At 63.9% G+C, this 20,165-nt stretch carries 19 protein-coding genes and 1 pseudogene; 12 read left to right on the top strand and 8 right to left on the bottom strand.

All coding sequences use genetic code 11. The features are described 5' to 3' along the window. Window positions 1–77: 77 nt before the first annotated feature. From G6P99_RS30730 to G6P99_RS30710, 5 genes are all read left to right on the top strand, one after another. Window positions 78–1,202 (top strand): calcium-binding protein, encoded by a 1,125-nt coding sequence (locus G6P99_RS30730; protein ID WP_051346871.1) that lies wholly within the window; start codon window positions 78–80, stop codon window positions 1,200–1,202. Between the two features lie 155 nt (window positions 1,203–1,357). Then, a complete protein-coding gene (locus tag G6P99_RS30725) occupies window positions 1,358–2,200 on the top strand; it encodes a hypothetical protein (RefSeq protein ID WP_245284977.1) in 843 nt (280 codons plus the stop codon). 30 nt (window positions 2,201–2,230) lie between these two features. Then, complete coding sequence (locus tag G6P99_RS30720) at window positions 2,231–3,562, top strand: glycosyltransferase (RefSeq protein ID WP_063619012.1); 1,332 nt, start codon at window positions 2,231–2,233, stop codon at window positions 3,560–3,562. Continuing rightward, window positions 3,534–5,711, top strand: coding sequence for a type I secretion system permease/ATPase (locus G6P99_RS30715; RefSeq protein ID WP_051346872.1), 2,178 nt, complete (start codon window positions 3,534–3,536; stop codon window positions 5,709–5,711). Before G6P99_RS30720 ends, G6P99_RS30715 begins: the two co-directional genes overlap by 29 nt. Then, the gene (locus G6P99_RS30710; RefSeq protein WP_029085449.1) at window positions 5,711–7,180 is read left to right on the top strand and encodes an HlyD family type I secretion periplasmic adaptor subunit; all 1,470 of its coding nucleotides are present in this window, start codon (window positions 5,711–5,713) and stop codon (window positions 7,178–7,180) included. Before G6P99_RS30715 ends, G6P99_RS30710 begins: the two co-directional genes overlap by 1 nt. Window positions 7,181–7,245: 65 nt before the next feature. Here the strand turns inward: G6P99_RS30710 and G6P99_RS30705 are convergent, their stop codons facing one another. After that, entirely contained in the window at window positions 7,246–8,430 is a 1,185-nt protein-coding gene (locus G6P99_RS30705; protein WP_029085450.1) for a GNAT family N-acetyltransferase, read from the bottom strand. 143 nt (window positions 8,431–8,573) lie between these two features. After that, a complete protein-coding gene (locus tag G6P99_RS30700) occupies window positions 8,574–9,005 on the bottom strand; it encodes a hypothetical protein (protein ID WP_245284978.1) in 432 nt (143 codons plus the stop codon). Window positions 9,006–9,186: 181 nt separating this feature from the next. On the opposite strand from G6P99_RS30700, the gene G6P99_RS30695 reads away from it, so the two are divergent. The 4 genes and pseudogenes from G6P99_RS30695 (at window position 9,187) to G6P99_RS30680 (ending at window position 13,566) form a co-directional block, all read left to right on the top strand. Beyond that, on the top strand, window positions 9,187–9,423 hold the full coding sequence (locus G6P99_RS30695; protein WP_029085452.1) for a hypothetical protein: 237 nt from the start codon (window positions 9,187–9,189) through the stop codon (window positions 9,421–9,423). 114 nt (window positions 9,424–9,537) lie between these two features. Next, window positions 9,538–10,979, top strand: a pseudogene (locus G6P99_RS30690) (caspase family protein). Between the two features lie 72 nt (window positions 10,980–11,051). Continuing rightward, window positions 11,052–13,073, top strand: a complete 2,022-nt coding sequence (locus tag G6P99_RS30685; RefSeq protein WP_029085454.1) for a pyrroloquinoline quinone-dependent dehydrogenase — start codon at window positions 11,052–11,054, stop codon at window positions 13,071–13,073. Between the two features lie 199 nt (window positions 13,074–13,272). After that, window positions 13,273–13,566, top strand: a complete 294-nt coding sequence (locus G6P99_RS30680) for an HdeA/HdeB family chaperone (RefSeq protein WP_029085455.1) — start codon at window positions 13,273–13,275, stop codon at window positions 13,564–13,566. Between the two features lie 85 nt (window positions 13,567–13,651). Here the strand turns inward: G6P99_RS30680 and G6P99_RS30675 are convergent, their stop codons facing one another. Together G6P99_RS30675 and G6P99_RS30670 are read right to left on the bottom strand one after the other, a co-directional pair. After that, window positions 13,652–14,113 carry a PaaI family thioesterase gene (locus tag G6P99_RS30675; protein ID WP_029085456.1) on the bottom strand — a complete coding sequence of 154 codons (462 nt, stop codon included), beginning with the start codon at window positions 14,111–14,113 and terminating at the stop codon, window positions 13,652–13,654. Between the two features lie 45 nt (window positions 14,114–14,158). After that, entirely contained in the window at window positions 14,159–15,634 is a 1,476-nt protein-coding gene (locus tag G6P99_RS30670; RefSeq protein ID WP_029085457.1) for an amidase, read from the bottom strand. A 176-nt stretch (window positions 15,635–15,810) separates the two neighbouring features. Here G6P99_RS30670 and G6P99_RS30665 point away from each other — a divergent pair, with 176 nt between their 5' ends. From G6P99_RS30665 to G6P99_RS30655, 3 genes are all read left to right on the top strand, one after another. Further along, window positions 15,811–15,942, top strand: a complete 132-nt coding sequence (locus G6P99_RS30665; protein WP_029085458.1) for a hypothetical protein — start codon at window positions 15,811–15,813, stop codon at window positions 15,940–15,942. A gap of 74 nt (window positions 15,943–16,016) precedes the next feature. Further along, window positions 16,017–16,322, top strand: a complete 306-nt coding sequence (locus G6P99_RS30660) for a hypothetical protein (RefSeq protein WP_029085459.1) — start codon at window positions 16,017–16,019, stop codon at window positions 16,320–16,322. Between the two features lie 100 nt (window positions 16,323–16,422). After that, a complete protein-coding gene (locus G6P99_RS30655; RefSeq protein ID WP_029085460.1) occupies window positions 16,423–16,653 on the top strand; it encodes a hypothetical protein in 231 nt (76 codons plus the stop codon). Window positions 16,654–16,728: 75 nt separating this feature from the next. Here G6P99_RS30655 and G6P99_RS30650 read toward each other — a convergent pair whose 3' ends face one another. The 4 genes from G6P99_RS30650 to G6P99_RS30635 all read right to left on the bottom strand — a co-directional run bounded on the left by G6P99_RS30650 (window position 16,729) and on the right by G6P99_RS30635 (window position 19,632). Then, window positions 16,729–16,935: a hypothetical protein gene (locus G6P99_RS30650; protein WP_029085461.1), complete on the bottom strand. Its 207-nt coding sequence runs from the start codon at window positions 16,933–16,935 to the stop codon at window positions 16,729–16,731. A 548-nt stretch (window positions 16,936–17,483) separates the two neighbouring features. After that, window positions 17,484–17,705, bottom strand: coding sequence for a hypothetical protein (locus G6P99_RS30645; protein ID WP_029085462.1), 222 nt, complete (start codon window positions 17,703–17,705; stop codon window positions 17,484–17,486). Window positions 17,706–18,743: 1,038 nt separating this feature from the next. Then, window positions 18,744–18,944, bottom strand: a complete 201-nt coding sequence (locus tag G6P99_RS30640) for a hypothetical protein (protein WP_029085463.1) — start codon at window positions 18,942–18,944, stop codon at window positions 18,744–18,746. 532 nt (window positions 18,945–19,476) lie between these two features. Further along, window positions 19,477–19,632 (bottom strand): hypothetical protein, encoded by a 156-nt coding sequence (locus G6P99_RS30635; protein WP_165124508.1) that lies wholly within the window; start codon window positions 19,630–19,632, stop codon window positions 19,477–19,479. Between the last annotated feature and the right edge of the window lie 533 nt (window positions 19,633–20,165).

Below are 20,165 nucleotides of genomic sequence, written 5' to 3'. Positions count from 1 at the left end.
CCGGCGGTTCCCCATATTTGGCCGCCTCTAAGTTTTTGGCCGGCTCGACGAAGAGCCAATATTGACGGAGATATTCCATGCCCGTGTTTTACGGCGACAGCACCAACAACAGCGTCTTGCCCTCAGATAACTTCGATTCACTCTATGGCGGCCAGGGCAACGACACGATGGGAAGCAGCATTGTCGGCTTCGACTACTGGGAGGGCGGCCAGGGCAACGACTATATCTATGCGCTTTGGAGCAGCACGGCATTCGGCAATTTCTACGGCGGTGACGGCAATGATTTCATCCAGGGTGGCAATAGCACCGCTAGCCAGTTCGAGTACGGCGGCAGCGGCGACGACTATATCCAGGAAGATTCGAGCGGTCTGACCACGCAGCTCCACATCATCGATGGCGGTGCTGGCCGCGACCGCTTGGATGGCTCAAACGGCAACGACACGATCTACGGTGGCGACGGTAGCGACAGCGGCGCCGCCATCACTGGCGCTTTCGGTTCCGTGACGCCGGGTCTGTACGGCGGCCTCGGCAACGATGTCCTTGCAGGCGGCGGCGGCGATGACCTCCTGTTCGGCGGTGACGGCAACGATTTGATGTATGGCGGCACCGGCAACGATACGTCGTATGGCGGCAACGGCAACGACACCATCAGCGGAGATGCCGGCACCGATCTGCTCGAAGGCGACGCCGGCGACGACTGGCTCTACATGAGCAGTGGCAACCTCAGCAATGCCTACGGCGGAACGGGCAACGACGTCATCATCGCCACCCAGGGCTCGGCGGTCGAGAATGGCGACGACGGCAACGACGTCATGTTCGGCGACCAGGGCAACGACTATCTCTACGGCGGCAACGGCGACGACACCATGTACGGCGGTGCCGGGGTTGACGTTCTGCTCGGCGGCGCCGGCAACGACTATTTCGATGGCGGCACCGGCGTGAACTACTACTTCGGCGGCGGCGGCAACAATACGTTCGTCTCCAACGACGTGCCGGGCGTCGAGGTGGTTCAGGACTTCAACGCAGCCACGGATACCGTGCAGCTGAATGGCACCGGCTTCAGTTCGTTCGCTGACGTGCTGTCGCACTCCTACCAGAACGGCGCCTACTTCGTCGTCCAGGTCGATGGCGACACTGCGGTCTGGCTGAACGGCGCTTCCGCAGCCACGGTCACGGCGGCGAATTTCTCGATTGTCAGTTAACGAGAGGGGCCCGGGAGCTTTCTCCCGGGCCCCCTTTCCGCCGCCGCCAATCCGGACTGGATGGTTCGAAAACCCCCAGTTTCCCAGATCGAAAGCGCCCGTCCGCTTTGACCGCGGTCGGGCGCGGAGCGTTTCAAATTGGTTAGCCCGTGGTTTTGCGGGATCTCGACGCGACGAAGTTGGAAGTGCATGAACCGGCCGAAGCAACTATGATGGCCGGTATTGAGGTTAGGGGAATGTTTGATTTCTTGAAGCGAAAGGTGTCTCTCAACAGGGCCGTCGAGGTTGGTTGGACGCTTGACACCAACAAGGCCACCTTCATGTGGGAGGCCCCGAGCCGGCTCAGCCGGGAAGAGAAGCGCACCGCGCACGCCAAGGCCGTGACATATTGCCCCGCCGTGATCGATCACGAAGCGCGCATCTTCCAGGTCAACTGCCCGGTCGACATTCAGCTTCGGATCGCGATCGATCCGAAAACCAACGAGCCAAAGCTCAGCAGCACGGCCGGTGACATGTCCTCGATCCGGCCGAAGGCACTCGCGGAACTGGTCAAGCTCAACTCCCCCAAGGAATGGCGTCATCCGAAGCGGCCAATTCTGCAAATTGGGAGCCCGTACGTCTTCCTGGCCGACGAACTCGTCTACATGATGCAGTTACCGGCCTTCAATCACTACTACACGACGCCGTTGCCGGGCGTGATGATCGGCGGCCGGCTGCCGATTCATATCTGGCCGCGCCCGATGATGTGGGCCTTCGAATGGCATGACATCAGCAAGGAACTGGTGCTGAAGCGCGGCGATCCTTGGTTCTACGTCCGCTTCGAATTCCAGGATCCAACCCGGCCGGTCCGCATGGTCGAGGCGGATATGACGCCGCAGCTGCGAGAATACATGCAGGGCGTGTCGGCCGTGACCAACTACGTCAGCCGGACCTATTCATTGTTCGAAACCGCCAAATCGCGACGGCCGAAAACCTTGCTTGTCGAGAAACAGCGCTAGGAAAGCACCTCAACCCGAACCCCGATTGTCATGCGCATTCTTTTCATCCACCAGAATTTTCCAGCGCAGTTCAGGCACATTGCTCAGCTCCTGAAGCGCTCCGGCGACCAGGTCCTGGCGCTTTGCGACAGCCGCAACACGAAGCCGGAAATCGTGCCGGTCCGGCGCTACCGTTTCAACGACGCGAATGTCGGCAAACCCTCGCCGCTGGCGGCTTCCTTCTCGCAGCACGTGGTGCGGGCGCGGCACGCCGCCGATGAGATGCTGAAGTTAAGAGAGCAAGGGTTCGTTCCGGATCTCGTTTTCGGCCACGTCGGCTGGGGCGAAACGCTGGCGGTGCGCGATGTCTGGCCGTCTGCAAGGCTCGCCGTCCATGCCGAGTTCTACTATTCGGCCGACGGGGCGAATATCGGTTTCGATCCCGAGTTTCACTCGACATTATCATTCAACGAGCGCTTTGCCGCGCGCCTGAACAATGCGCCGATCCTGCTCGCGATGACGGACGCCGACGCCGCGGTTGCTCCGACGCACTGGCAAAAGATGCGATACCCCTCGCATCTGCAATCCAAGATCCAGGTGCTGCACGAGGGCATCGACACCGACATGGTGGCGCCCGATCCCGCGGCGACCTTTGTCCTGCCGAACGGCCGGTCGCTCGGCCCGCAGGACGAAGTCATCACCTTCGTCAACCGCAATCTCGAGCCCTATCGGGGCTATCATATCTTCATGCGATCGCTGCCGGCGATCCTCGAAGAGCGGAAGAACGCCCAGGTCGTGATCGTGGGAGGCGACGGCGCCTCGTATGGACCGAAGCCGAGGGACGGCCGCAGCTGGAAGAACATCTTCCTGGAAGAGGTGCGGGATTCGCTGCCGCTCGATCGGGTGCATTTTGTCGGATCGATACCGTACGACAGGTTCGTTGCGCTAATGCAGATATCGAGCGCGCACCTGTATTTGACCTATCCGTTCGTGCTGTCCTGGTCGATGCTGGAGGCGATGAGCGCCGGCGCGCTGGTGATCGCCTCGAAGACGGCGCCGGTGGAAGAGGTGATTGTCGACGGTGAGAACGGTCTGCTGGTCAATTTCTTCGATTCAGAAAGGCTGGCCGAACTCACGATCGAGGCGCTGGCCGCTCCGTCGCAGTTCCGGGGCCTGCGGGAGACCGCGCGCCGCACGATCGTCGATCGGTACGACCTGAAGCGGCGCTGCCTGCCGGAATGGGCGGAATTCGTCCGGCAGTTCGATCCGGCCAGACGCGGCAAGCCGGCAAAGGACGGCGTCGAGCGCATCCTCGGTGTTGAGAGCGGTATTGCGGTTGTAGCAAGGGATAGTCATGACGTTGCAATCAGCAATCCCCGATAACGACGACGCTCCGGCGTCGGTCGAGAAGGTTGATACCGGCCTGTATTCCGTGGCTTTGGTGGCGGGCTATTTCCGCATCGCCGCCGACCCCCGGCAACTCGGCCACGAGTTGGGACTAGCCGGACGGCTCGCTGAGTCCGCGGACCTCGTTGCGGCCGCAAAGCGCCTGGAGTTGAAGGCGCGCTGGATCGCCAACGCCACGGTGAAGCGCCTCACCAACTGTCCCTTGCCTGCCATCATCGGGCTCAAGGAAGGCGGCTTCCTGGTGCTCGCGCCGGGCGGCAAGGCCGGCCAGTTCCGTCTCGCCGATCCGGTGCGCCGCAGCAGCGCCGAGGTCGATCTCGAGCAGTTGGCCCAGCAATGGGACGGCAACATCGTCCTGATCACGCGGCGGGCCGGCGGCGCCGGCGTCAATCCGAAGACATTCGGCTTCAACTGGTTCCTGCCCTCGATCTGGCGCTACCGGCGCGTGCTCTCGCACGTTCTGCTGGCATCGTTCTTCGTGCAGATCTTCGGCCTGATCACGCCATTGTTCTTCCAGCTCGTGGTCGACAAGGTGCTGGTTCACAAGGCGATGTCGACACTGATCGTGCTGGTCGTCGGGATGGTGTCGCTTGGCCTGTTCGAGGCGACGCTGCAATATCTGCGCACCTATGCCCTGAGCCACACCACCAACCGCATCGATGTCGAGCTCGGGCGGCGGCTGTTCCATCATCTGTTCCGGCTTCCGATCGCCTATTTCGAGACCCGCGCAACCGGCCAGACGATCGCGCGCGTGCGCGAGCTCGAGACCATCCGGAACTTCCTGACCGGCCAGGGACTGACGTCGCTTCTCGACCTGTTCTTCACCTTCGTCTTTGTCGGCGTTCTGTTCCTCTATTCGGTGCCCCTGACGCTCGTGGTGCTGGCGACGCTGCCGCTCTACGTGCTGATCGCGGGCCTGATCCGTCCGTTCCTGCGCGAGAAGATCCGGGAGAAATTCAATCGCGGCGCGCGCAGCCAGCAGTTCCTGGTCGAGTCGATCGTCGGCGCCCTGACGCTCAAGGCAGCCAGTGTCGAGCCGATCATGCAGGCGGAGTGGGAGGACCGGCTGGCCGCCTATGTCCGCACCTCCTTCGAAGCGTCGATGCTGGGCTCGCTCGGACAGAACCTGATCCAGTATGTCGGTCGGCTCACCACGGCGATGATCCTGCTGTTCGGGGCGCAGGCGGTGATCGCGGGGACGATGACCGTCGGCGAACTGATCGCCTTCAACATGATCTCGAGCCAGGTGCTGCAGCCGATCCTGCGGCTGTCGCAGCTCTGGCAGGATCTGCAGCAGGTTCAGGTGTCGGTCGAGCGGCTCGGCGACATCCTCAACACGCCGGTCGAGCCGATCCCGGCGAGCCTGCCGACCCTGCCGCCGCCGAAAGGCGATATCGAGTTGCGCGACGTGTCGTTCCGCTATCAGCCGGGCCGTCCCGAGGTGCTCCGCAACATCTCGCTCCGGATGAAGGCCGGTGAGGTGATCGGGGTCGTCGGGCCTTCGGGCTCGGGCAAGTCGACGCTGACCAAGCTGATTCAGCGGCTCTACCTGCCGGAGCGCGGCCAGGTGCTGCTCGATGGCGTCGATGTGGCGCAACTCGACCCAAGCTGGCTGCGCCGGCAGATCGGTGTCGTGCTGCAGGAGAACCTGCTGTTCAACCGCACCATCCACGAGAATATCGCGTTGGCGAATCCGGCGATGACGCGGGCGCAGGTGATGCACGTCGCGCGTCTGGGCGGCGCGGACGAGTTCATCGGAGCGCTGCCGCAAGGCTACGACACGATGATCGAGGAGCGCGGCAGCAACCTGTCGGGCGGGCAGCGTCAACGCATCGCCATCGCCCGGGCGCTGGCGACCAACCCGCGGATCCTGATCCTCGACGAGGCGACCAGCGCGCTCGACTACGAAAGCGAGCGCATCATTCAGAACAACATGCGCGCCATCACCAAGGGCCGCACCGTCATCATCATCGCGCACCGGCTCGCCGCGGTGCGGCCATGCAACCGCATCATCGGCATGGTCGACGGCAAGATCGTCGAGCAGGGCAATCACGACCAACTGATCGCAAACAGCGGCAGCCTCTACGGCCGTCTGTGGTCGATGCAGAACGATTGGACAAAGTGATGGGCAAGGAAGTCACACCGGCTCGCCAGGTTCTTTTTCCATTCAAGTCGGACGTTCGCGGCGCCGACCGCGAGTTCCTGCCGTCCGCGCTGGAGATCCTGGAAACCCCCGCGTCGCCGGTCAAGGTGGCGCTGATGCTCACGATCTGCGCCTTCGTGGCGGCCGCGCTCGCCTGGTCGGTGTTCGGCAGGCTGGACGTGCATGCGGTGGCGCTCGGCAAGATTGTTCCTTCCGGACAGACCAAGTTCATTCAGCCCTTTGATCCGGGCACGGTGGTTTCGTTGTCGGTGACCAACGGAATGCGCGTCGAGGCCGGACAGGAATTGATGGCATTTGATGCCGCCGAGGCCGAGGCCGAGGCGAGGCGGCAAAGCGAGGCGGCGAGTGCGCTTCGCGCGGAGGTCGCCCGCCGCAAGGTGGCGATCGATCAGGCGAAGGCCTGGCCGGTCAAGCCGCTGTTCCCGGTGGCGGACGTCGAATGGCAGGATGACGTGCCGCCTGCGTTCCGCAGCCGCGAACATCGTGTGCTGGCGGCAGATCTTTCCCAGCTCGCCGAGACCATCGGCACGCTGGAGAAGCAGATCGCGCAGAAGCACGCGACCCGCGAACGCCTCAACATGAGCATCGCCTATCAGACCGAGCTGATCAAAACGCTGCAGGATCGCGTGGCGGTTCGCGAGGCCTCGCTCAAGCTCGAGGTCGGCACCAAGATCAATCTGTTCGATGCGCTGGAGTCGCTGGACAAGTCCCGCTCGTCGCTTGCCAGCGACAAGGGTCAGCTGCTCGAGACCGAGGCTGCAATCGTCGAACTGCGCGGCGAAAAGGACAAAGATCTCGCGACCTTCATCGCCGATAACAGCACGAAGCTCGCCGATGCCGAGAAAAAGCTCGACGACGCCGTGCAGCAATATGCCAAGGCCAATACCAAGCTGATCCGCACCAAGCTGCTTGCCCCGACCTCCGGAACCGTGCAGGCGCTTGCGGTCACGACGCTCGGCCAGGTCGTCACGACCGGCCAGCAGCTTCTGAGCATCGTGCCGGATGGCGGGCGGCTGCAGGCCGAGGTCTATGTGGCGAACACCGATATCGGCTTCATCAAGGTCGGCCAGGACGTCGTGGTCAAGGTCGACACGTTCCCGTTCACCCGGTTCGGCTCGCTGCATGGCAAGGTCATCAACGTCGCCAACGACGCGATCGACGAGCAGACGGCGCGGCGCCAGCAGGCCAACCCCACCAGCACCGTGAATGCGATGGCGAACACGCCGAGCGCGCCCGGGCAGCCGCAGAATTTTGTGTTCCTCGTCACGGTGGCGCTGGAGGAATCGGCGATGAAGATCGATAACGTGATCATACCGCTCACCCCGGGCATGACCCTCACCGCGGAAGTCAAGACCGACGACCGCCGCATCATCAGCTATCTGCTGTCGCCGCTCACCAAGGTTGCCTCCGAGGCATTCAGGGAACGCTGAGGACCTCGCTCCGAGGCCGTCGCGCGCAATCTTTCGATCCGCGGGCTGGTGCAAGCGGCGTCGTGCTATCCGGACGTTGCGCGCCGTTGGTGGATCCACCTGACAGCGTCACGCACGGCTTCGTAGCCGCGCCTGTGCATGTTCAGCGCGCCGTGAATGGCCGGTAGCAGCGGATCGCGGCGTCGCAGCGGGAGCAGCACGTCGCCGATTGCGAAGCGGCCGCGCCAGATCGGATCGATCATGGGGTGGCCGGGAGCTGCAGTGGAATCGGCCGAATTGATCGCGGGATCGGCGCAGAGGTTCCGCGTCAGCTCCAGCGTCAATTGCGCGCCGGGCGAATGCTTCGCAAAGCGCTCGTCGATGCCGATCTTGAAGAAGAAGGCGCGGTCCTGGTGGCGCACCACGATGCCGCCTGCGACCGGCGTCGCGCCCGCGTACAGCGTGAGGATCTCGCAGCGGCCGGCTTCGGCCATTGCCGACGTCGCACGGCGGATGAAGGCCTCATCGCCGGCATGCTGGCTGAGCGCCGTGCCGCGTCGGCCCTTCCAGCCACCGGATTCGAGGACAAGGAAGGTCTCAAGCGCGGTGGCAACTTCTCGCGGCGTGCGTGCGACGTCGAAGCGCACCGCGCCATGGTCGGCCAGGCGTTGACGCTGGCGGCGCAGCTCCTTCAGCTTCTTAGGCCCGAGCGCGTCGCGCAGCAATTGGTCGGCATCGCGCGTCGCATCGAGCTGCGCGCGCTGATAGGCGCTGAGCAGGCGCGGCTGCAAACCGTCACGCGCGAGCACCGCGCGGATGGCGGCCATGGCCGGGCCTTCCAGCGACATGGTGCGGAGGATCAGCGCATGCGCGCCCGCATCGCGTGCCTGCTGCAATATCTTGCCGACCGCCTGCTCGGCGGCGTCGCGGTCGAGCAGCGGCGTGCACAGCGTGCCATAGGGTTCGGCGCCGACCAGCGCGGGCAGGGGAATGCGATAGATCCGCCGCATCGAAACGACCGGCAACAGCCCGATCAATTGCCCGCCATCGCCGGTAGCGCTGAGCAGCGACGCGCCGGTGCGGCCGCGCGCCGAGGCATCGACCGCCAATTCCCAGTCGGGCTGGTAGTAGCCATTGGCCTCGATCGCGCGTTCGGCGAGGCCGCGCCATGCGCTGACCGGTGCGCCCGACAGTGGCGGCAGCACATTCCTCTCCGTGGCATCGTCATGCGATGCACGGCGGATCATTGCCTGGTCAGCAATATCGGCCACGTCCCTGTTTTCCCCGGTGCGCGAGCCTGATCGGCCCGCGTTCGTCAGGGCAACGCTAGCGGAAAGAAATGGAAAATGCCGTTGAGGCCATCAGGCAATTTGAGCGGTCATGTTAACGGCGCGTTCAGCATGCCGCGGGCGGCTCACGGCTTGGTATTTTGTTGCGCTTGCACCGCAACGGCGCCGTCGACCGGTTCGTAATTCTCGGTCAGGCAGTTGTCGTCGGCTTCCACCTGCCGGCGATCGAAGATCGCGCCACCATTGATGAACACGCGATAGGTCCGCGTCCCGAGCGGCTTGCCGATCACCGATGTCAGTTCAGCCTGCACGCAGGCCGTCCAGCCGGTGCCGCCGGGGTCGTGCAGCGGGGCGGAAACCCGCACATGGGTCGGCTGCGAGCCGGCGGTGAACACCGAATCCAGCTTGCTCGCGACCAGCCGTTTGACATCCGGAGGCGCCTCGAGCGGCGCCGGCTCGGTGGACTTGACCTTCAATATCTCAGGCCACACCGCGTGGCTGTCCGCCAGCCCGCAGCCACTCAACATCAGGGCGGCGCCGGCCAGCAGCGCCGCCACATGTACCTGTCTCTGTCCCATGGAGTTAATTTAATGTGCCGCGGCCCAGATTGCGCCCCCCTGGTGACGCTGAATTCGCGCCACGCGGCGCTTTGTCGATCAACAAATGTCGAGAGACAAGTTATGTTTGGGGTGGCGGTATTGCCGGATGTTTCTGCGGCCGCGGGGGAGAGAGACTGACATGAAAAGCTTCACGGTTGCTGCCGTCATTCTGGCGCTGGTCGCGACACCAACCCTGGCCCAGGGCCGGCGAGGGGGCGGGGGCGGGGGCGGCGACGCGAAGACCGAGCAGAAGCCAAAGGTCGACGAGAAGGCCTACAAGGCCGCGCTCGACCGCATCCCCGAACCCAAGGAAAAATACGATCCCTGGGGCGTCACCAAGCCGGCCGCCGATCCGGCCAAGAAGCCGAAACAGTAAGCGATCGTCGGACCCCGCGACAGTTCTGCAGCGAACCGGCGTCGGTTGCCGCGTGGCTTGAACCTTGGTCTGACGGCTTTCGACCCATTTCCGACGTCACCGCCGGAGGCCGCCATGTTTCGCCGTTCGTTCCTCGGCCTGATCGTTCCGGCTGCGATCCTGCTCGGCACCGTACCGGCATTGGCGGAAAACCGTCTGGCGCTGGTGATCGGGCAATCGGCCTACAAGTCCGTGCCGGCGCTGCCCAATCCGGCCAACGACGCCAGGGCCATGTCGCAGATGCTGACCGATGCCGGATTTGCGGTGACGGCGGCGTCCGATCTGTCGCAGGACGAGATGCGCGCCCGGATCAGCGACTTCGCCGGACAAGTGGCGGCGAAGGGCGCCGACACCGTGGCGCTGGTGTTCTATGCCGGCCATGGCTTGCAGATCGACGGCGAGAACTATCTGGTGCCGGTCGATGTCGATCCGAAGCGCGAGGCCGACATCCCGATCCAGGCGGTTCGCCTCAACGACATCCTGAACACGCTGACCTCGGTGCCGAGCCGGATGCGCATCGTGCTGCTCGATGCCTGCCGCAACAATACTTTCCCGGAGCTCAGCAAGACCGCGGGGCACGGGCTTGCCATCGTCGATGCCAGGGTCGGCGCGCCCGGCACCTTCGTGTCGTTCTCGACGTCGCCGGGCGCGGAAGCCGAGGACGGCAGCGGCGCCAACAGCCCGTATACGACCGCGTTGCTGGCCTCGGCGAAGGAGCCGGGCATTCCGATCGAGGACACGTTCAAGCGCGTTCGCCTTGCGGTGTACAAGGTGACCGACGGCCGCCAGACACCATGGGACTCCTCGTCGCTCACCGACGACTTCCGCTTCATGGCAGGTTCGGCTTCGGCGTCGCCCGCGGCCACGCCGCAACCCGCCGCCGCCAAACGCACCGTCGACGAATGGAAACGCGAATTGCAGGGCAAGCCGATCGAGGCCGCAAGCGAGTTGATCGTGGTCGACGGCACCGACGAATCCTATGAGGCCTTCGCCGCGATCTTCGCCGGCACGCCGCGCGGCCTGCAGGCGCGCGACTGGCTCGACCGGCATCGCCGGATGGTGGCGTGGAATGATGCCATTCTCGCCAACACGGCGGCGGCCTATCGTGGCTTCCTCGCGCAATATCCTGACACCGACCTTACAGCCACCGCGCGCAAGATGATCGAACGGCTGCGTATCGTCCCGATCTGACGCCGGCCGCTGCGGTCAGTGTGCCCGCGACCAATGTCGCGCTGGCGGCGCCGACCTGTCCCTGCAACGCCGCGCCGCCGCAGTTGCAGAAGGCCGATGCGCCGGCCAAGAAGCGCGTCGATCCCGATCCGCCGCGGCGCGCAGGCAAGCGCCCGCCGCGCGTCGTGGTCGAGGACGACGTCGTGGTGGTGCGCCGTCCGCCTCCTGCCGTGGTCGACGAGCCTGTCGGGCCGCCTGTCGGAATAGGAATCGGAATTGGCATCGGCGGCGGTCGTGGTGGCTATCGCGGCAATGATGGCGGCGGATATCACAGGGGTGGATACTGACGCGCCAATCGCGTAAACGCTTTCCCCGCGTGAGATGCGACGCTTGATGATCGCAACTCGCGGGAGGACGCAATGCGGTCGTTGTTTCGCCTGGTTGCCGCGGTGGTGCTGTGTAGCCAGCCGGCGCTCGCCTGGGAGTATTGGGGCGGTGACCGCGGGGGACAGCGCTTCTCGCCGTTGACCCAGATCACATCAGACAATGTCGGCACGCTGGTGCGTGGCTGGGAATTCCGCACCGGCGATCTCGACGCGCGCCCGCCCGAGGTCATGAAGCGGACCAAGTTCGAGGTGACGCCGCTGTTGGTCGAGGACAGCCTGATCCTCTGCACGCCGTTCAACGAGGTGATCGCGCTCGATCCCGGCACCGGTGCGCAGAAATGGCGGTTCGATCCGAAGATCAGCATGGCGCAGCGGCCTGCCAACCGCTTCGTCTGCCGCGGTGTCGCGCACTGGACGGATGATCGTGCGGCTGACGGCGCGGCCTGCAAGTCACGCATCTTCACCGGCACCAATGACACGCGCCTGATCGCGCTCGACGCCAGAACCGGCAAGCCTTGCGCTGATTTCGGCAACGCTGGCGAGATCAAGATCGACGCCGGCATGAAGCTGGCATGGCCGGGCGAGTTCCAGATCACGTCGGCGCCGGTGACGGGACGCGGCGTGGTGGTGGTCGGATCCGCGATCGGCGACAACCGGCGGGTCGATGCGCCGCTCGGCGCGGTGCGGGCCTTTGACGCGCGGACCGGCCAGCTGCGCTGGACGTTCGATCCGCTGGTGCATGACGGGATCGAGGCCGGTCACAGCAATGTCTGGGCGCCGATGTCGGTGGACGAGGAGCGGGGCCTGGTGTTCCTGCCGACGACATCGCCCAGTCCCGATTTCTGGGGCGGCAAGCGTCCCGGCAATGACGAGCACGCCAATTCCGTCGTCGCGCTGCGGATCGAGACCGGCGAGCTCGTGTGGGCATTCCAGACCGTGCATCACGACGTCTGGGACTACGACCTGCCGGCGCAGCCGACATTGGCGCGGATCGACACCGGTTCGGGCATGCGCGACGTCGTGATCCAGCCGACCAAGCAGGGCTTTGTGTTCGTGCTCGATCGCGACACCGGCAAGCCGGTGTGGCCGGTCGAGGAGCGCGCGGTGCCGCAAAACGGCGCCGACGGCGAGAAACTGTCGCCGACGCAGCCGTTCCCGACCCACGTGCCGCCGCTGCTGACGCAGCGCATGACGGCCGATGATGTCGCCGGATTGCTGCCGGGCGTCGGGAGCTCGGCTTGCGAGAAGCTGCTCTCGCAATCCCGCAACGAGGGGCTTTACACGCCGCCGTCGACGCAAGGCACGATCGTCTATCCGATGACCGGCGGCGGCGTGAACTGGGGCAGCGCAGCGTTCGATCCGGTCAACCAGATCCTCTACGCCAATGTCAGCCACGCGGCGCACATCATCACGTTGATCCCGCGCGACCAGGCCAAGGGCTTCGACCCGCCGCCCGGACATGATTTCGGTCAGCAGGAAGGGGCGCCGTTCGCGATGTCGCGGGCGCTGGCGAAGTCGGCGGTTGGATCGCCGTGCAACAAGCCGCCGTGGGGCGAGACGGTGGCGGTCGATCTCAAGGCCGGCAAGATCCTCTGGCATTCGTCGGTCGGCACCAGCGAGGATCTCGCGCCGCTCGGCATCGCGCTCGATACCGGCACGCCGCTGGTCAATGGCGTCGCGATCACCGCGGGCGGCCTCGTCTTCACCGGCGCGATGGATGCCTATCTGCGCGCGTTCGATGCCAGATCGGGCAAGCAATTGTGGCTCGGCCGGCTTCCGGTGCCGGGCGTCGCCAATCCGATGACCTATCTCTGGAAGGGCGAGCAATATGTCGTCATCGGCGCCGGCGGCCATTCCGAAGCCGGCACATCGGTCGGCGACAGCGTGGTCGCATTTCGCCTGCCGCGTCAGGGCGAGGGTGTTTCGCTTCTCGCGCGCTTGATCGATCGTCCCGGCGGACGATTTGCCGCGAAGGCAGTCGCGGCCGGCGCGGTGCTGATCGTGCTTGTCGGGTTGTTCTGGCGCTGGCGCAGGAGGCGCGTCAAGGTCGTGTAGCTCGACTGCGCGTTCGCTGAGGCGTCACATGACAAATCGGCGACACGGATTCTCACTCCGTGCACCGAAACGACGTGCAGAACGATCTGCGCGATGCCATGCTTGCGTTCGCTGCAATGCTTCGCTTACGAGGTCGCGAGCGGACGCGCTGGGCTTCCGGCGACCTGTTCATTTCAGATCATTGTCCATGGAGATTGCGATGAAGTTCACTGCCTCGATCATGCTTGCCGTCGCGCTTGCCCTGTCGTCCGCGCCGGCCAAGGCCACCGTCCTCGATCTGTCGACCATGACCTGCAAGCAGTTCGTCGAAGGCGGCGACGATACCATCAAGATGGTGCTGATCTGGATGGACGGCTGGTACAAGGGCGATTCCGACGAGGCGATCATCGACACCGATGTGTTCGTGGAGAATGCCAAGAAGTTCGGCACCTATTGCGGAAAGAACCCGACGATCAGCATCGTCAATGCCGCCGAGGCCGTTCTCGGCAAATGACGTTTCTTGTTTGAGCATAATCCCCGCGCAAACGCCTAGCGTTTGTCGCGAGGGAAAACCGCTTCGCACTTTTCCGGATTGTGCTCTATCCCGGCAGCATCGCGAATGCGCTCGACACCATCGCCACCGGCTTGTTGTCGGTGGCGGAGAGCAGCGTGACGCGGCCGAAGCTCATGGTACGGCCGAGCCGGACCACACGGGCGTCGGCCAGCACATCGGACGCGGTCGCCGCGCGCATGAAATGCGTGGTCTGGTCGACCGTCGTCATCGGACGATAGCCCTTGTTGGCCGCGAGATTGGCGAGCACCATCGCGGTGTCGGCGAACGCCATCAGCGCCTGGCCGCAGACGATGCCGCCCTGGCGGCACAGCCGCTCGGAAAACGGCATGCGCAGGATGGCGCCGGGCTGCCAGTCGGCACCGCCACCGGCGGGCGGCGCAAAGTCGAACAGCTCGATCGACAGATTGAGGTCCTGCACCCATGGCGCAAAGACGTCGCCGAGCACGCGTCGCGCGTCGTCGATCCCGAATTCACCGGCCTGCTGCATGACGTTCCGTTTCCTCCGCTTGGTTTCTTGCTTGCTCTTTATTGCCTAGTCGCGCGTGACATGCACGCCAGGCCGCTTGCCGTCATTCCACTTGCCGTCGATCGCCCGTTCGATCTGGGCCGCGAGCTGCAGCAGCGACCCGTCATCGGCCTGTTTTCCGATCGCCTGAATGCCGAGCGGCAGGCCGTGCTCGTTGGTTGCAAGCGGCAGCGAGATCGCCGGGATGCCGCACAGATTGGCAAGCGGCGTGAAGGCGAAGTTGCGCCAGAGATTGCCGAACCAGTCCAGCACCGACGGATTGTCGCTGATGGTGAGATATTCCGTGGTGCCGACCTTCGGCGTCGGCAGCGCCGTGATCGGCGTCAGGATGATGTCCCAATCCTCGAAGAAGGCGCCGAAGCCGCGCGCCGTCGTGTTGAAGGTTGCCTGCATGCGGGCGCGATCGGCGAAGCTAAAGTGCCTGCCATGCTCCCAGATGCGGATATTGATCGGCTCGATCAAATCCGCCGGCGGCCGCTCCAGTCCGCGTGCGGCGAGCATGTTGCTGATCACGACGGCGAAATTGCTGATGTAGCAGGTGGTCTGGGCCGCGAAGGCGTCCCCGTAGTCGATCGACGGCAGTGCGTAATCGACCTGATGGCCCAGGCCTTCGAGGAAGCGTCCGACCCGCGCGAGCTCGGCGGCGATATGCGGCGTCGCGCGATAGTCGCCCCAGCTGTGCGACAGCGCGATTCTGAGCCGCCCGGGATCGCGCGCGATCATCGCCGTATAGGGCTCCGCCGAAGTCCAGAACGGCATGAATTCGCCGGGCGCCGGGCCGCGGCATGCATCGACGAAGACAGCGGTGTCGCGCACCGTGCGCGACTGGCAGCCCTGGATCGAGACCAGCCCGGTGAGATCGGACAGATGCGGCGCGAGCGAGAACACGCCGCGCGACACTTTCAGCCCGATATTGCCGTTGACGCCGGCGGGAATCCGGATCGAGCCGCCGCCGTCGGTCGCATGCGCGATCGGCACGGCACCGGCGGCAACCATCGCCGCGCTGCCGGCCGACGAGCCGCAGGTGGTGTAGTCGGTGTTCCAGGGATTGCGCGTGACATAGACGGCGGGGTTTTCGGCCGAGCTGCAGACCCCGAACTCCGGCGTGGTGGTGCGGCCGATCAAATTGAGGCCGGCCTTGCGCAGCTTCGTCGTCAGGAAGGTATCCGCCGCCGCGCGATTGCCGCGCATCATCAGCGAGCCCATCTCCTGCAGCCGGCCCTTCAAGGTCGGGCCGAGATCCTTCATCAGGAAGGGCAGGCCGGCGAACGGTCCGTTGAGATCGGCGCCGTCGCGTGCGGGATCGGCGATCACGTCGTCGAACAGCTCGACCACGCCCGTCAGCGCGGGATCGACCTTGGCGATGGCGGCGGCGGCCTGGGACGCCAGCTCCCGCGGCGTCAGCTCGCCGTTCCGGACGCGCTCGGCGAGCGCCGTCCCGTCGTGCCGCGTCCATTCGTCCCAGCTCATCGCCAAAGTCATTTGATCGATTCCTTTTCTGCTTTGTTGCGCAGTGTAATTTGCGCGGCCGCCTGGTCAAACCGATGTGCGCGTGCGCTGCGCTCCGACGCGCGTGCGCGGCGTGCAAGCGCCGTGCCCGGCTTGAAAATGCCCCAGTTCCATAGCCCAATTGCCCCTCGTCAGTGGTGGGGGCGTACATGTTCCGCAGGTTGGCGATGCTGGGCGGCGTGATTGCGATCGGGCTTGCGCTGAGCGGTTGCACGCGCTGCGGTCCGATCTGGGACGACTGGGTGCAGTCGCCGAAATCCTGCAAATCAGACCATCTCTAGGGCAGGGGCAGGCGCGCTTGGCGGCGGCTTTCTTGCGGTGATATACCACTGCTGAAAATGCAAGGAGCGTTGTTATGAGAGTTTTGTGCGCGGTTGCGGTTGCGGTGCTGCTGTCGGCGCCGGCCTATGCGCAAATGCCGAACGTCAACCTGATGCCCGAGGTCAAAAGCAAGACCCAGGAGGAGAAGGATCGGGACGCGGTCAACGACAAGGCCTACAAGGACTCGCTCAGCAAGATTCCCGATGCCAAGGGATCGTCCGATCCCTGGGGTGTCGTGCGCAGCGACGCGCCGAAGGCGACAGCCCATCCCCCCGCCAAGCCGAAGACCAAGACCGGAAGCACCGCGCAGCCCGCAAGCTCGGCGCAGCGCAGCCAGTAGCGCCCCCGTTCGGGCCGGCTTCGTCGTCTCCCACGGACTCGGAATCTCCTGGCGCGGCGCCTATATTGGGGGCGTCGTCAGTTGGTCCGGAGTTGCGGCAATGGTGTTTCGTCCGCGCGATCTCGCCAGCCGGATGGCCGAGCGGCGCAAGCCGGATGACGGCTATCTGCGCGAGACCTTCAGCTTGCCGCGGGATCAGGCCCGCCTGCGGGCGCGTGACTTTCTCAAGCGCTATCCGAAGGCGGCCTATATGAGCACCGTCGAGAGCTGGCGTGAGCTGCCCGGCGGCGACATCGAGTTCACGATGCGGCGGCTGGCCAGCGCGGATTAGAGCGTTTTCGACGCTGGTTCGCGTGAAGAAAACGCGTCAAGACAATCATCCGGCGCTTGCCGGACAGACTGCGCCTCAATCGCAATCGCTGCGTCCGCGGGTCCGTCCCCGCCCGACCTTGTTCAACTCGCGGTCGATCCGCAGCTGCACCCGGCGGATCGCAAGCAGGTCGAGTTTCGCCTCGGTCTTGCCCGTGAAGATCCGATCGCCGATCTGGAAGCGCCATCCCCAGACGCCGGCCACCAGCTGCGTGACACTGAATTCGACGCCCCTGTGGATCATCTGGACCGGTTCCGCAATTGAAAGGCGGTCTTCGAATCTTAAACTAAAAGTTGTATCAATAACTAAAACCCGTCAAACGGTAATGTGAAAATTGCGCCCATTCGCTCTTCGTTATGGACCCTGGAAGAGGATCCGTCCGTCGGCCGCATCGCCTGCCTCGCGACGCGCAGGCAGCGCCGGCCGGACGCGCCAATGTTACGAACACTGGCGGAACCTTGAGTCTTCCTGTGAAGGCTACGTAGTTTTTTCGGGGGTCAGGAGAGGTACTAAGGTATTATGCAGATTGTGCCAAACCCGTTGTCCAGCGTGATCAGGCCTGCCGGTAACTTGTTGATTATCCAAGCGGCACGCCGCGTGTGTGGGACCATCCGCCGCAGGAACTTTGTTCTCGCCCGGAGAACTACGGATTGCGGCCCATCGCTGGATGGCCGCCTTTCCGCACCGGCTTCGTCAGCCGCTCGAACCGGGAACTCGGGTCGGAGCAGGGGCGGCGATAGCCGTCAGGATGGCCGGGCGAAGGTTCTGGTTACCTGCCGGTGCCGTCCCGGTCAGGACATCGATTTCTTCGGATCAGGACGCTCGGAAGCGGGATAGCTTTCGTGCCTCACGTGGTCGAGCAAGCTGAAGTGAACGCGATCCGCGACGACAGGAGCTTCTCTGGCGTATTTTTCCGCGAGCGCCAAAACTTCCGCGCGCCTGTCGGGCTCCAGGATCCAGAAGAACGCAATCGCGAGCTTCAGCGCTTCCTCTTCTGACGGCCGTTCGAGCATCTCGGAAAACTCTGGTCCGCGGTGTCAGCATTGACGTCGCTCCGGGCTCTTGTCGGCTGATTGTCGGAGTCGATAAATCTTAACACGTTAATTGATCTCGGCAATGCGTCCCGCGTGCGGATGCCGCGCGACGATGCCGGTTTTCCGGCCTCGGCGTGTCTTCCGGCACAACGCTGCCCGCTTGAAATATATGCGGACGACGTTCGCTCAACAGGAACCGACTTGGGCAGCGCCCAGTTGTCACAGGTTCGGTTGCTGTCCGCCGACGGCACCGCGATGTGGGAAGGTCGGCCTCAGCGTGGCCCCCGCGCTGGGGTCGTTTATTTTGTGACGGGACCAGCAGGTCATGGGGCGAGCCTTGTGGAGCGGGCGGCCCTCGTCAGCCAATTGCCTGGTCCCCACCGGTCATCGCATTGGTCATTCCTGTTGAAGATTGCATCGGCCTTTCGCCAACCAACGATCCCCGGGCGCCGGAGGTTTCACAGCGCCGGGGATCGCTACTCCCGGTGGGCTTGGGGGCTAAGGCCGGGAGCTTGAGAACCGACTCTCCAGGTTTCGGTTCGTTCCCCGGATTGCTGTTCCAGGGCCCAAAAATGAGCAACGCCGCCCGCATTGAAATACGACGGACGGCGTTGGTTCTAGCCCCAGGAGGGTTGGCAAAATCCTGACCTGGACAGCTACGGACGAGCGGGGCGCAAGGTTCACATCTTTGGTCCGTATGACTCCGGTACTCCAAACGCACCCGGCAAAGTGTCGGTGTGAGGCCTAGAATCGAGTGACTAAGTTGTTCTGGCCTCGGCGGGTCCCCCTCGCCGGGGCCCTTTTCGTTTGGATCGTCGAAGCGATGAATGAGGCAGCGCAGAACAGCCCGCAGCCGTCCGCGTTCCCCGGCTGGATGTCACCGCTGGATGTCACCGCAGCAAGAGCCAAGCCACGCTGACGAACAGGGCCACAAGCGACACCGCCGCAGCGCAGACAAAGGCAACCTCCACGCCATCGATATGGTGGTGGTTCGCCTGCATGGTCGTCCTCCCTGATCTAGAGGGGCATCCGCAAACCCAGGGACATCAGCCACTCCGTCAAGTGAGCGGTGGTCTCGTCATGCCGCGCCTTCCTCAGCAGGGCCTCTTTCTTGGTACATGGGGGAAGCGTGCTGGCTTGCTCGCGCAGGCGCATGGCCTCGTCGGCAAGACGTTCTTCCGGTGATTGCGAGTGCCTGAAGCGACGCCGCTTCTGCATGGCGCTGCACCCTGCTGGTTGTTGGGCGGGAGCACTAACCGGGCGATCTCATCACCGGTCGATGCCCACGGGCGGTGCGGTGATGAATCATCAACGGATCGAAAGACGGGATGTTCCGCGCTGCGGGCAGTTAGGACACTTGTCAAAATGAGGTAATCCGCGAGGGCGCATTCCGTTGCCACTTTTTCCCGATACAGTGAATTGCGCTCTCCGGACGGAGCGCCAAAGGGGGCGGCCCCGGCGCGTATCCCGCTAGCCCGCGCGCCGGGGCCGTTTCGAGTGATCGAACGACGCCGGACAGCACAACGCCGCCCGCTTGAAAATCTTGCAGGCGGCGCTGGGCTCTAGCCCCGAGAGGGTACGAACAAAAATCCCGGTGATGGTCGGTCTTGCCGGAGCAACGAAAGGTTCACAGCCGGTCGCCAAAAAGAGCGCCGCTTCTCTCGTTGGCACAATCTGCGGATATCAGAAACGTTTGCGGGGCTATCAATTGAAAACAGGAACGAAGCGCGTTCGCCAGCCGAGGGCGGTCTTACTCTTTCGGCTCCGGATGCAGCTTGCGCTTCTGGGCTTCGTGCTCTGCAATTAACTGCGCGATGCCGTCGACGGTCTGCCGATCCGTGATCGTTCGGGCGAGCGCAGCGTAATGGACGCTTCTTTCGTCCAACTCGACACACTTCGCACACATGGCGTGCGCTCCCATTCCAATGAAAGGCGGGAGCCCGGTAGGTCTCTCAGCCACCGACGCCCAAAATCGTGCCGGTGATGCTCTATAACCAAGTTATCGTGGGTTAGTTTCTCGCTGAGCGATCTTAATCCCGGGGGCATTAGCCAATCGGTCAAAGGGGCTCAGCAACGCCTCTCGCGCAACCGGTTGCCTGATGTCCCGTAACTGGGAGTGTCGGCCCATTCTTCCATTTTGGTACTACGGGCTGGCTGGGGCCGTTCGGTCCATCCCGGTCACGGACGGCCCTATCTTTTGTTCTCGCAAGAACGAATTAAACATCATCAAGATTTATATGCCCAGAACAGTGAATAAGGCCGCTCAGTAGTCCTACTGAGAACATCGGCCAAGCCTTGGTTTCTGTTCGCTTAATCCAAAACGGACCACGCCAAAATTCAAACCAGGCCGCCAGGGGATAAAACAGACCGGCACCCGATTACCGGTGTTGTCCTAACCAGGACACTCCTCCTAGCAAAATAGGACAGACTGAGGAATCG

The organism is Bradyrhizobium sp. 6(2017), from assembly GCF_011058295.2.
GTDB lineage: Bacteria > Pseudomonadota > Alphaproteobacteria > Rhizobiales > Xanthobacteraceae > Bradyrhizobium > Bradyrhizobium septentrionale.
This window is presented reverse-complemented; position numbering and strand designations above follow the sequence as displayed.